This window comes from Massilia sp. TWP1-3-3 (assembly GCF_049897805.1).
Classification (GTDB): domain Bacteria; phylum Pseudomonadota; class Gammaproteobacteria; order Burkholderiales; family Burkholderiaceae_D; genus Telluria_A.
Map to the genome: position 1 here is coordinate 27,130 of NZ_JAFCWX010000040.1, position 14,101 is coordinate 41,230.

Consider the following 14,101-nt stretch of genomic DNA (forward strand, 5'->3'; position numbering starts at 1 on the left):
GGCAGACAACATGATGCAAGCAATTCAAGCGCGCAAGCTGCGCCGGCTGGCATGCGCCGCGCTGGCCATGCTGTGCCTGCAGGGCGCGGCGGCCCAGAAAATTGACCTGGGCGCCGCCGGCCAGTACGCAGCCTTCATCCTGGGCGACGCTTCCGGCCTGGCCCGGGTGGAAGGGCGCATGGCGGTGGGGCGCGACCTGGACAGCAATAATCTTGATATCGGCGCCGACTTGCCGTCGAGCGCAGCGGCGCAGCCTTCGCTGGTCGTCGGGCGCACGATCAAGACGTTCAAGCATGGCGATATCCGGGCCGACAGCGGGCGCAAGGGGTACGGCGTGTTCGGCACCAGTGCGGCCAACACCAGTTCGCAGCTCGACCTGCGCAAGGAAGAGCTGGCCGTCGATTTCGTGGCCGAAGCCAGTTGGCTGTCCATGCTAACGGCCAGACTGGCCGCAAAACCGGTCACTGGCAGCGCCAAGACGCTGGCCAACATCCTGACGCTGCAAGGAACGAATGCGAGCCAGGAAGTGTTCGAACTGACGGCCGCGCAAGTGGGGCCGAGCTTCACGGTGCAGCTGCTCAACGTCAAACCGGGGGCGACCCTGATAGTCAATGTGCGCGCCAATGCACAGCGCCAGGTCAAGTTCAGCTGGAACCAGAATGCCTTGCGCGGTTTTGCGGGGCGATTACTGTTCAATTTCCCCGATACCGACACGCTGACCTTCAACGGCGCCGGCGTCTGGGGAACGCTGCTGGCCCCGTTCGCCTGCATCAGCAGCTCAGGCGGGCACCTGTTCGGCAGCGTGATCGGCGCCAGCTGGACGGGTCAGACGACGATCGGGAACACGCCATTCGTCCCGGCACAGTCACCTTAGGCATTGCCGGCGCACGCACCGCAGCAAGCACCACCGCAAGCACCACCGCAAGCACGAATAACTAGTAACAGTAACGATGTCTGGATGATGGTATGAAATGTAACGCGACCTATTTTGCAGTGTTGATGGCCAGCTTGATATTCACGGCGCAGGCACAGGCGCAGCCTGCCGCGCCAGCGACGGCGGCCCCTGCGAAGGTCAGGCAAGTGTCCGCCAGGACCACCGAGCAGGACGACGTTCTCGACCGTATTGCCCGCGGTCGCGATGCCGTCCCCGCCATCAACGCTTATCGCAGGGCGCACGGCATTGGCGAAAGCGCCAGCGTCGAGCGCGCGGCCGAAATCGGCCAGTTGCGCGAAGCGGAAGCTAGTCTGCTGGCCGCCTTGCTGCCGTTGCAGGACAAGCGCGCCGCGTCGCGTGCCGACGCGGCGCGCGCGCTCGACGCCTACCAGACCTGGAAAGGCGCGCTGCGTATTCACGCCGGCCACCAGGCGCACGTCGAAGCAAAACTGGCCGGCAGCGAAGCGGGCAAAGCTTATCTCGGCAAGCACCAGGACATGCTGCGCCAACGCCATGCGCGCGACCAGCAAATCATCGACATGCTCGAGCCGGCCTTAGCTCCCCCCGACAGCGCGCCCAATGTTCAGGTGGCCGCGCCCGCGAGCGCCGCCATCAAGGGCGCCGCGGCGCTGCTTGCTCCCCCGCGCAAGGCCGCCGTTCATGAGCCGATCCTGAATGCCTTGTCGCTGCCGGTCGGCGGCCTGAACTTGCCGGCGCGCGCGCCGCGGTTCACGCCAGTCGTCGTGCCCAGCTATGCCAGCAACACTGAAACTGCCAGCGCAGCGTCGGACGGCGCCGCGTCGCCGGAAGCGCCCTTGTCCGATGAAATCGTCAAGCAGGCCAGTGCGCTGCAGGGCGACTACGTGCGCATCTATGAATTCGTGCGCAATACCCACCGCACCGAGTGGTATGCCGGTTCGGTCAAGGGCGCCGTTGGCACCTTGCGCAGCGGCGGCGGCAACGATACCGACCAGGCCAGCCTGCTGGTCGCCTTGCTGCGCGCATCAAGCGTGCCGAGCCGCTATGTTCATGGCGTGGTGGAACTGGGACTGGACAAGGTTGCCAACGACATGGGCCTGAAGGACCCGGCCCAGGTGCCGGCCGCGCTGGCCAAGGCCGGCGTGGCATTTCAGAGCATAACCCGTGGCGGGCGGATCGCGGCGGTGCAGCTGGAGCACGTGTGGGTCGCCGCGCTGGTGCCATACACCAATTACCGTGGCGCGACCGTCGATGCCTCAGGCAAGACCTGGATTCCGCTCGACCCATCGTTCAAGGACAGCAACTGGTCCGCTCCAGCCATCACGCTCGACGACCTGGGCGGCGCCTCCGCACTGGAGAGCGAATACCTGTCGCAGGTTCGCGCCGAGACGCTGGGCCAGTTTGTCGAACGGCGCGCCATCGAGGTGCTGCAAAAGCGCGGCAGCGCGAGCAGTTATGCCGATGCGCTGGGCAAGCAGTCGGTCACGGCGTTAAACCTGTCGCTGTTGCCAAACTCGTTGCCATACCCCGTCATCGCCGTTACCGCCGAGAGCGCAACGCTGGCCCCATCGGATATCGTCACCGCGCACCTGACCTTGACCAGCGGCAGTGCCAACGTGCTGGACCTGACGGTGCCGCTGCACGAAGCGGGCAACGACCGCATGACGCTCTCGTTCCAGCCGGCCACGCTGGCCGATCATCGGCTCGCGCTGCTGTTCGGCGGCCTGAACGCCGTGCCGCTCTACCTGATCGAGTTGCGGGCGCAGATCAACGTTGCCGGAAAAGTGCGCCTGGCCGGCAGCGCCGCCGTTACACCCGGCAATCCGCTGGCGCTGGACATCGTGCTCAGCGGACCGTTTGGCACCCAGCGCGTGTCGCAATCGGTGATGGCCGGCGCCTATCACGCCATCCATCTTGGCGGGGCGGGCGCTACGCGTCCGGCCGAGAGCGCGCCGTCCGACGGTGAAAAGCTGGGCGCGAAGCTGCTCGACGGCGTGGCGCTTTCGTACAGCCGGGCCTGGTCGGAAGGCGAAACGCAGCTGGCCGCGCTCAGTGGCGTGCAGCTGGTGCGGCCGGTGCCGCCGGTGGCCATCGTCACCAACCTGATGGAAACCGAGTACGTGGGCGACACGCCCTATACGCTGGTGTGGAAAGGCGTCACGCTGGACGCCGCCAGCCACCCGGTCGAGGCGATCGGCGCCAATGCCAGGCGCTTCCTAGCACTGTCGGGCCTGCATGGATCGTCGCTCGAGTCGCAAACCTTTGAAAAGCAGTTCCAGGTTGACGCCGTCTCGGCCGACAAAGGCCTGGCCATCGCCAAAGGGCAGGCGATTGCACTGCGCAGCCTGACCGCAGGCGACGTCGATGCGATCGAGGCGAGCGACCACGCGCCGGCGGTCAAGGAGCACATCCGCAACCTGGCCCGCCTGGGCTACCGGGTTGACGTGCCGGCCAGCCGGCTGACCCATGTGGGCTGGAACGGCTCCGTCTGGCGCGCCACCGATCCGGCCAGCGGCGCGAGCGGGTACTTTATTTCCGGCGGCCTGGCCGGCGGCGCGACCGCCACCCCGGCACAAGCCTGGACGCTCGACTTTCTGGCGGCGGCGCTCGCTTCGCCCGATACGGATGCCTACAACGGCAATCCAATGTCCGGAAATCAGGTCTACAAGGTCGGGGTGGGCGACAGCCAGACCGGTATTGTGGGGCGCAAGCTGGCGCACCCGCTGTCGGTGGCCGTGGTCGACATTGACGGCAACCCGGTGCTTGGCGCGAGCGTGACATTCAAGTTCGCCATCGGCGACGGCAAGATCGAAGGCGCCTCGACGTTCGTAGCGCAGACCAATGCCCAGGGCATCGCCAGCGTCACGGCGACGCTGGGCCAAAAGACCGATGTCAATTCGTATTACATGATGATCGATGGCAGCGCGCCGAATACCACCCGGGTCAGCCTGAACCTGATCGATGTCAGCGTAGCCTCGGAAAAGGGGACATTGGCCACGTCGGAGCCATTTTCCGCAGTCGCGCGCCCGGACGTGCTCTCAGGTATTACACGCACCACGGCAGATCGAGGCGCTCCCGCTGCCGCCATGTGGGCCGATTCGCTCGGCCTGCTGTTGCATGATCAGTACGACAACCCGCTGTCCAACATTGACGTCGTCATCGACATTGCCACCAAGCAGGTGTGCCAGTCGGACCGCTCGGCCGAGTATTTCCTTCAAGGTGTCGTGTTCGACGCCGCCACGGGCCCGGGCGGCGGCACGGTCGGCTGCGGGACCGCGGCGCCGCAGATCGGTACCTGCGGGGCCAAGTCGATCACTTTGAAGTCTGGCGCGTTAGGTAATGTGGCGGCCGGTGTGGTGCTTGGCAACGACGTCATGGGGATGAATACGGTCACTGCGCATGCGCAGTCGTTTTCGCAAACCTATTTTTACCAGGCAGGTGGCTATTGCCGGCAGGCGGGTCCGGGCGATTCGGCGGCGCGCACTGATGTCATGGTCGCCTTCGAAGGCCAGGTCTTTGATGCGACCGGCACGAACGTCAGCGCGGCCATGGCCGGCACCGAGTATTTCCAGCCATTGAAAGCATCGCTGTGGAAAACCGAATATCCCTACGAGGTCAGGCCGGGTCCGTCGGGTGACTATATTTACTGGCATCCGTTCGCCAAGCAAATCAGGACCGATGGCGACCTCCAGTTTGGAGTCCAGGGCGGCGGCAGCATTGTCGGCACCAGCAAGACCGGCACCGGCCAGTACAGCAGCACATTCAAGACTGGCGCGGCGCCGGCGCTCAACGTGGTCATTGCCGCCGGCGAGATCAAGGTGCTGGTCCCGACCATGGTCAATGGTGCGCTCAAGCAAATGCCCAAGATGTATTCAGGCGCCGGCCCGCGCCTGGATATCTTCGGCGTTTTGCCGACCGTAAAAGGTATCGGCCCCGAGGGCACGCGCATCTTGCTCGATACACAGCGTCGGGCGGTCTCGGCGGTGAAGATCGCCTTCCGGATCGAACCCGACACCTATGTGGCAGCGAGCGCGGAAGTCGACCTGTTCGAAAACGGCGTCAATGTTGCCACCATCTCCGGTTCGCAACGGGGCGGTGAAGGCTTCGCCTACGTCTCTCGCGGGCAGGAGTTCAATCCGTTCAAATCGTATCAAGCCCAGCTCGTGCTCAACCGCGGCGTGGGCGTGCAAGTACTGTCTGAAAAGATAATGCTGCCCACGCGCCAGCGCCTGATTGACACCTTCCAGGGCGGACAAGCGTCGCTCGAAGTTGACCTGCTCAACAAGAAGGCGTGCGACATTCCCGGCAACGTTAGCTTTCGCTTCACCCAGCCGGTACGCGCCACGCTGGTGGCCAAGCGGATCAAGTCCGGTGTTGTCGACGATGCTGTTGGCAAGGAAATTTTCGCCAACAAGGCCTTCGAGGCCGGCGCCTACGTGGACCCGGTCAAGGCCGGCGAGCTGGGTGGGGGCGAATTCGCGCTGATCCTCACTGCCGTCTCGGCAGCCGATCCAGGCGTTACTGACGAGGCCACCAGTGGTCTGCACACGATCCTGACGACGGCTGACCAGTTGCCGGTCGGGCACGTGGTGGTCAATGGCGTGCTGGTGCGCGACGGCAGCATGCTGGTGCAGTCGCAGGCGATGGAGCTGCCGGGACGCGGCCCCGACTTGCGCTTCCAGGTCAGCCATGCCTCCGCTGGCAACGGACGCATCGGCGTGATGGGCGCGAACTGGACCCACAGTTACGATTCCACTTTGCAGATTAACGGTTGCGGCGATATCTCCGTTTCCGGCGGCGACGGCGGCGGCGTGCGCTTTTTCCCGGAAGCAAACGGCGTGCTCAAGGCGGCCTTGGGCTACCACTCGACCTTGGTGGCGAACGAGGCCGATAAGTCGTTTGACCTGTACACCAAGAACGGCAGCAAGCACCATTACAAGTTCACGAGCCAGCGCGCCCGTTGGCGGCTCGATACGGTGACCGATACGAATGGCAACAAGGTCACGCTCGAGTACGATATGGAGGCCTTGCCGTTTCCATTGGTCAAGTCCGTAAAGAGTGCCGACGGCCGCGCCTTGACGTTCACGTATGAAAAGCTGACCATGCCTGGGAGCTTCGCAGTGCGTGACCAGCCGCTGCTGAAGTCCGTGTCGGGGCCGAAACTGCAAATGACTTTCGAACACGATGCGTTCGGCAACCTGACGACAGTCAAGCGCAATGGACGCAGCGAGCGCTTCAGCTACAAGACTGACGTGCCTGAACCTGACTTGCGCGCGCTGATTCGCACCTCGCGCGATCCGAACGATCGCCTCACCACCTACCACTATGCCAAGCAAGATTTGCCGTTGTTGACCAAGGACGGCGTGTCGCTCACGCTGGGGCACAGCTATATCACGTCGATCGACAAGCCGACCGGGACCATCAAGTACGACCTTGACTTGCCGGAGTTTAAGACCGCCAAGGTGACGGACCAGAACAGCAACGCGACGACCTATACCTTCAACAAGTACGGCAGTCCGCTGACCATCACTGACCCGATCGGCACGACGATCATGACCTGGCGCGACGACGACATCGGCATGCTGTCGAAGACCGACCCGCGTGGCGTGACAACCCTGTATGGCTACGACAGCGCCGGCAACGTCACCAGCGAAGACGTGGGTGGTTTGGCCCTGGTGCGCAGCTTCCTGATCCAGTCGGGCGCGCCGTTCATCAAGGACAGGCTGCTGAGCCAGACCGACCGCAACGGTAACTTGCGCAGCTACATCGTTACTTCCCGCGGCAACACCACCAACGAAAACTTGCCGGAAGACGTGACGATCGTTCACCAGTATGCCGACAATGGGGACTTGCTCAACACCACGGACGGCAAAGGCGGCGTGACCTTCTTCGGCGTGGACGGCTGGGGCAACCGTGTCAAGAGCACCGACCCGGTCGGCGCCGCCACGACCCTGACGCGCGATGGGCGCGGCCTGGTGACGGGTGTGCTTGGACCGCGCGGAAACACGATCACTTTTGTTTTGGACGAGCAGGGGCGAATCAAGTCGCAGCTTGGACCCGAAGGCGGCACCCGCTTGTTCACTTACGACGCGGTAGGTAACAAGCTGAGCGAAGTTGACGAGAACGGCGAACAGCAGTCCTGGACTTACAAGGCGCATGACTTGCCGATGACGCATGCCCGCCCCGGCGGCGCCAAGGGCTTTAATTATGATGGCGTGGGCAACAAGGTACTGGAGACCGATTACCGCGGCAACGAAACGACTTTCGCTTACGACCGCGGCAATCGCCTCAAGACGCGCACTGAGCCGATGGGCAAGATCACAAGCTTTGGCTACGATAGCGTGGGCAATGTGGAATCGGAAACCGACGCGAACGGCGGCATTACGACCCACAAGTACAACGCGCTGAACTTTCGCACATCGACCATCGATGCCGAGCAAGGCAAATGGGTCATGCAACGGGACGGCAACGGCAACTTGACGTCGAGCGAAGACCCGCGCCACAACACCACGACGTTCAAATACGACGGACTCGACCGCCTGAAACAGAAGCTGGCGCCGCTGGGCGCGCTGACCAAGTTCGACTACGACAAGAACGGCAACAAAATCTTGTCCAGCGACCCCAACCGGCACGACACCGTCTATGACTACGATGGCGCCAACCGTTTGATCAAGATTTCGAACCCGGACGGCACGGCAATTAACAATGCGTACGACCTGGATGACAACCTGACCAAGTCGATTGACGGCAACCTGAACACGACCTTGTTCAGCTACGACAAGCTCAATCGCAAGACCGAGACGAGGGACGGCGAGGGCAACCTGACCCGTTACACGTATGACGGCGTGGGCAACCTGGTTGGCGAAGATCACCCGAACGGCAACGCGGTCAAGCATGCCTACAACGGCATCGGCATGCGCACGTCGAGCACGGACAGCATCGGCAGCGTCGGCTCGTGGACTTACGATGCCGATGGGAACAAGCTGACGGAAGCTGACGGAAACGGCCATGGCACGACGCACCACTACGACGCATTGAGCCGCGTGAGCTGGAGCGATCTTCCCGTCGGCCGCGATGTGAGCTATGCGTATGACCTGATGGGCAACCGGACTAGTTTTGTTGACGCCAGGCATGTGTCGACGTCGTATCTGTTCGATAAGCTCAACCGCCAAACCACGGTGACCGATGCGCGGCAAGGCATCCAGGTCATCAAATACGATGGCGTAGGCAACAAGACCGAGCTGCAGGATGCGCGCAAGAACACGACAGTCACCCTGTACGATGCCCTCAATCGTCCTACCACGGTTACCGATCCGCTCGATCAATCGATCACCTACAAGTACGACCTGGCGGGGAACAAAACATCGGAAGTGAACAAGCGCGGCGTGGCGAGCGGGTTTGCATACGACACGATGAACCGCCTCAAGAGCAGCACCAAGGATGGGGTGACGCTCGTTGCCCACGACTATGATGGCAATGGCAATATCATTGGCACCACGGACGCCAACGGCAACAAGACGAGCTTTGTGTTTGACAAACGCGACCTGCGCATTGAGGAGGCGCGCCTGCTCGGCGCCATCACGCGCTTTGGTCTTGACACCATGGGCGACGTGACGACGGTGACCGACCCCGAAGCGCGCATTTCGCGCAATACCTACGACAAACGCCGGCGGGCGACGGCGCAGCGCAATCCGGCCGGCGAAAGCACCAGTTTCGCTTATGACCTGGCGGGCAACCGCAAGTCGACCACCAGACCCGGTGGTGACGCCACGTCGGTCACCTACGACGATGCCAACCGGGCTACACACATCATCGATCCGGTTGGGACTACGGTGTACGCCTACGACGGAAACGGCAATCACACGTCTGTGCTGGATGCAAAGGGAAATTCCACGGGCTTTGAATACGATGTACTGAACCGGCGCAAAGAGTTGAATTACCCGGGCGGGGCGAAAGAAACGTTCGACTACGATGCCAACGGCAACCTGACGGTGCATACGGACGGCAATGGCGTGACCGCCACCCGGACCTTTGACGTGCTCAACCGTGAAACGAGCAAGGTGTACGCTGGAAATGCTGACAGCCTGCGCAGCATTGCCACAGGGTACGACGCGAACAACAATGTGGTGTCGGTGACCCAGACGGGTGCGACCGAACAGGTCAGCAGCTACAGCTTCGACAATTTCGACCGCCAGCAAGGCCACACCGATCCTTTCGGCGCCAAGGCAAGCGCGACTTACGATGCGAACGGCAACAAGAAGGCGCTGATCACGCAGGATGGCAAGGCCAGCCGCTATTCCTACGACACGCTCAATCGCCTGATCGCCATCGTGAGCCAGTCGGGCAATGTGAATTATTCCTATGACCGCTCGAGCCTGAATACGCGTATCACCTACGGCAATGGCGTTACCAGCACCACTACCTACGACGCGGCAATGCGCGTAAAAACGGTGGTGCACGCGAAGGCGAGCACAAATTTGTCGAGTACGCAATATACGTACGACGTCAACGGCAATCGCCTCAGCGAAACGATCAACCGTACCGCCGGAGCGCAAGCGACGTCGTACATCTACGATGCGGCCGACCGCCTCAGGAAGAGCAGCGTTGTGGAAGCTGGCAAGACCGTGGTCACCGATTATGAACTCGATGCAGTGGCAAACCGCACCAAGGAAACGGTGAGTACCACCGTTGCCGGGCAGACCAAGGTGGCAAGCAAAGGCTACATGTATGGCGGCAGGAACCAGCTGACCGACGTTACCGATGCTGTTGCCGGCAACACTGTGCTCGCTTATGACGGGCAGGGCAACCTGATATCGAAAACCCAGGGCAATGACCTGACGACCTACACGTATGACGCGCGCGACGGCCTGATCATGTTCGCGCGCAACAGCACGGTGCTGGGGCGCTACGGCAATGACCACCTCGGTCTGCGTGTTGAGAAAGAAGCCAAGGATCCCTTGCAGCCGGGAGCGCCACCCGTGCGCTTGCGTACGCTGTGGGATGGCAAGGATGCCTTCCAGGACAGCAGTACCAGCGGTGACGTGATGATGCGCTACGAGTCCGACGGGCGGCGTTCGGTCAGCATGTGGAGCCAGCAGGACGGGATACAGGCGCTGCACCATGACGCGCTGGGATCCGTGGTGGCCACGACGGACAACAATGGCGCGATCAAAAGCGAGACGATCTTCGATGCGTTCGGGAACGTGAAGGAATCGACGGGCCAGAGTGCGAACAAGTTCGGGTACACCGGGCATCAGATGGACAAGGAAAGCGGGCTGATCTATTTCAAGGCTCGGTATTACGATCCGGAGCTGGGGCGGTTTATTACTGAAGATCCGTTTGAGGGGAATTGGCAGACGCCGCTGTCGTTGCATCACTATCTGTATGCGTATGGCAACCCGGCGGTCTATGTGGATTCAGACGGACACAGCGCCACAGCGGTAGGTGGCATTGCTGGCTTTTTCTGGGGTTTTGGCCAGATGGCCGGTGGGATGATCAACGATGTGAAGGACGGAGAAGTTCATAGTTTCAGCGAACATATGGGCGTATGGGGGCAGAATATTGTTGGTGGCCTTGAAATAGGTGCGTCGATCGATGTTGGGCGGGCTGTTCCCGGCACGGGTGGCGTTGCAGTTGCAGGCGCGTTAGGAGGTGCCGGATTCAACGCTTTGACTGTTGGGGGCAAGGGGTCGACGGGAAGTGAATTTGCATCTGATCAGGCTACCGGAGCGGCATTTGGAGCTACGGGCGGCGTATTCTTGTCTAAGGCAGTGGCACCAAGTGCGCGCTGGTTAAGTTCGAAAGTTCCTGAATCGATCAAGAATAAGATTGCCACTGCAGCAGGAGCTGCGGCACGCAAAGCTTCTGAAATCGTCGAGGGCAAGATCGGGAAGTACTCGCCCGAAGTTGAAGATAATATTTTTGGTGGGCTGAAGCCACGAGCCACTACAGGGCCCATAATTAATCTCGCTCCTCCGACGCCGCTTGTCGAACCACCGCCTACTAGTAGCCGGCTAGTTCTTGAAGGTAATAGGAGCCCAAGCGTAGAAACAGCTGAATTGCCGGGCGGGGCAAATACAGCCACAACACCTAAGGGCGCGACGTCTCGGTCGCAGGTGATCGCCAAGGTAAATTCTGGACGCAGTCCTTATTCTGAGTTAAACGGGGCGATCGGAGAATTTCAAGGCTACGACAAAGCAACGAATGGTCTTGGGCATGTTGGAATACAAGCGCCTGGAAAAACATCTGTTCCCGGTAGGGCGGACTATGTAACGCTTGATACGGCTGGAGATGGCACCATCCACGTCTGGGATGCAAAATATCGGGCACCAAACAATTCGTCGTACCCCAAATCTATTCCAGCGGAAAAATTGGATAAATGGATGCCGCAAGTCGAAAACTCAGTAAGGAATATGCCACCAGGGCCGGCTAAGGATATGGCGATTGATGCATTGAATAACGGTCGCGTTGTTGGTAAAGTGTTTAAATGGCCACAATAAAAAAGGGTGATTTTATGGAATTTAATTCTTTGGTGTCACTAAAGAAATTGACACCACTTTCTAATGTGGTGGAACAAATTGACGCGGCTGCATTTTTGGGGAAGTCACTATATCGTATCGGTGGTGGAATATATCTCTATTTAACAAAATTTGGCGGTGGAGGGGCCAATACCGAGGGGCCATTTTTGTCAGGCATATTTTTTGCGCCGGATGATTGCGCAATGATGAGGGTGGCTGCCATGAATATTGAAGAGGATTCTGGTTCATTATTGACGTCGCCAGCTGGGTTTTTGCCTGACGAAGTGCTCCCGGAATATGGGCCTATTTTGAATTGGTTAAAGGACATGCGGCCCAACGTTTGCCAAGAGTCGGCATCGTACAGAATTGCGTCTGATGGTCTTTTTGTTCATCGCACAATTGAAACCGAAAGGTACACGTTTTATTTTCGTGGCGCGACCGATGATGATCACGAACCGCCGTACGCTATTCTTTACAAATATTAGAAATACATGGGGCAGATAACATTTCTAACGCGAGTGTCGGAGAACTCGCATTAGAAGCCGCAGCTACTAGGCCACTGAATACAACACGTTCCGGTGTGACGCGGACGAATGCAGCCGACTGGCGCTCACTAAGGGACCATTGGAGCGATCTGGGGTACGGCGAAATTCTAAGTGATGCAAATTTGTCCGCGATAGCCAAGGGCAGAACGCCCAAGGTTGATAATGCATGGGTGAGTATCTTCCCAGAGGATGCCGGGTTAATGGGAGAAAAAATTTCAATGCATCATATCGGAAGCACACCGCTGACGGTGCCGCTCGCTGCCACTCGCCATTTGAACGCTCATATGCCCGGCGGTTTTAGATACAACGTTGGCGGTCCTGGATCGGCATTGCCATTCTATCCACCAAAACCTTGAGGATTATTATGACTATTCAGATTCCAGACGACCATCCTAAGCAAAAATTAATATTCTATGTTGCCCAAGATGTTGACGATGAGATTCGCGCTCTAGTTAAAAAGATGCTCTTGGATATGGTCGTCTCAAGAGGTTGGGTCATTGGGGCGCCAAAATTTATTGATACTGTGGAAGACGTTGGGACACGAGAAGTCGATGTCCCAGACGAAACTGTGGGGGGCGTGCATGAGATATATTCTGCATTGCCACCAAACGATTTACCCCGAGATATAGACGAACTTCATTTGAAAGAAGTCGAACATATTGTCGACTCAGTTAAGCGACTTTCTCTAGATAAGGGATTGGAATTCGAGTTTGAATTGGATGGTCGGTATGTCGGTACGATCGAGGATGGCGTTGTTGATGTAACACTGTCTAAAGGACTGCTTGATGAGTGGCGAAGCCACTTTTCTGCAATGCCATAGTAGGGGCAAATAGTGCAGTTAATCCTGTTGATAAGTCCTGGAAATCCAAGATTGACGGTAAGGCGCAGCGGACTGGGAACAATGGTGCTCATCAAGTCCGCACGTACCGCGAAGCCATTGCGTTTGCCAAAGACCCTAACGTAGCTAGCGTCCATTTAGATCATGGCTATAACCGTGCCCTTGAGCTCAATCCAAAAACTATCGCCCCCAATCGCAGACCAGACGTAACAGCGATTTATAATGATCGTCGTGTAGCGCGCGTCGAGGTGCAATCTGCTACGGATAATCCGGCAATTTTAAGGAGTAGGAATGCGGCCTTGGACGCGCAGTTAAGGGCTAAAGGTTTTATCCCGCTGCCGCCAAAAGTAGTCGTCCCTACGCGTTCACCGAAATAACCACAAGAAAATTTTATGTCTGACAAAGCATTCGCAATAGGGCTTTATTGTTACACAGCACCATCTCCTGGCGCCGATGGATTTAAAGCATTCTATGATTTGATCACAAACATCTTTATTCGCATCGGTATCGCGCCAACCTATTTTGCTGCGGAAGGCACTGGGTATAATGGCAATTTGACGAAATTCGGTGCCAGGACGCACGCTAAGGCGCTGAAATCCGGATTCAGCGATATTCATGTGATGTCGTTGGTTGCAAATCCAGCCGGGAGCGCAGAGCCTGGTTACGATAGTTATGCTTCCGCCTCATTAAGCTATGTGGAGGAGATCGGGGAAACGTTGTTTTGCTTGGCCATCGAAGAGCGCTTCTTAGAGTTTTCTTCAGATGACTTTAATAGCATCCTGATGTCATGCATTGCCCTACAGCGCTGGGATTTCGGATACGCTGTTTCTCAACCTGTTCAAAAAAAGCCAGAATTTCACGTTTTGGGTTTGGATGCGGGTGAACTCACCGTCGAAGATCAAACTCGTTTAAATAAGTGGTATGCTTCATTACCGGAGGCGCGACTTATAAAAATTCGAGATGTATATCCTGTAAACGTTCTTAATAATACGCAATTGAATGCACGAGTTTCGGTTTCTCAATCGTTGACAGATGTGATTCGCGAAGATAAGCACTCTTCTTTGCGCCTGGCTGACGACGGGCAACTCTGGTTGTGGGAAGTGGAGCCGGATGGATTGGATGATCTTCGAAACAAGCTAGCAGCTGGCGATGTTCTAATCACGTAGCTTGGCGGTTTCAAATACCAAGCGCAACACTGGGTTAATTAACAGTGTCAGTCGGATGTTGCAGCAAGGCTATGTGCTGAGTATAAACGACGAGCGGCGATTCATAATCTAGCCTCGCCCTC

General features: G+C 58.6%; 6 protein-coding genes. All 6 read left to right on the plus strand.

Annotated features, from left to right (window positions below; genetic code table 11):
- The first annotated feature begins 10 nt into the window (after positions 1 to 10).
- Positions 11 to 874 (plus strand): choice-of-anchor A family protein, encoded by an 864-nt coding sequence (locus tag ACP7D4_RS25290; RefSeq protein WP_426212031.1) that lies wholly within the window; start codon positions 11 to 13, stop codon positions 872 to 874.
- 92 nt (positions 875 to 966) lie between these two features.
- Positions 967 to 11,412 carry an RHS repeat-associated core domain-containing protein gene (locus ACP7D4_RS25295; protein ID WP_426212032.1) on the plus strand — a complete coding sequence of 3,482 codons (10,446 nt, stop codon included), beginning with the start codon at positions 967 to 969 and terminating at the stop codon, positions 11,410 to 11,412.
- The gene (locus ACP7D4_RS25300; RefSeq protein WP_426212033.1) at positions 11,400 to 11,915 is read left to right on the plus strand and encodes a hypothetical protein; all 516 of its coding nucleotides are present in this window, start codon (positions 11,400 to 11,402) and stop codon (positions 11,913 to 11,915) included. Before ACP7D4_RS25295 ends, ACP7D4_RS25300 begins: the two co-directional genes overlap by 13 nt.
- A 74-nt stretch (positions 11,916 to 11,989) precedes the next feature.
- Positions 11,990 to 12,331 (plus strand): hypothetical protein, encoded by a 342-nt coding sequence (locus ACP7D4_RS25305; RefSeq protein ID WP_426212038.1) that lies wholly within the window; start codon positions 11,990 to 11,992, stop codon positions 12,329 to 12,331.
- Between the two features lie 8 nt (positions 12,332 to 12,339).
- A complete protein-coding gene (locus tag ACP7D4_RS25310) occupies positions 12,340 to 12,795 on the plus strand; it encodes a hypothetical protein (RefSeq protein ID WP_426212034.1) in 456 nt (151 codons plus the stop codon).
- 410 nt (positions 12,796 to 13,205) lie between these two features.
- Entirely contained in the window at positions 13,206 to 13,979 is a 774-nt protein-coding gene (locus ACP7D4_RS25315) for a hypothetical protein (protein ID WP_426212037.1), read from the plus strand.
- The last annotated feature ends 122 nt before the right edge of the window (positions 13,980 to 14,101 follow it).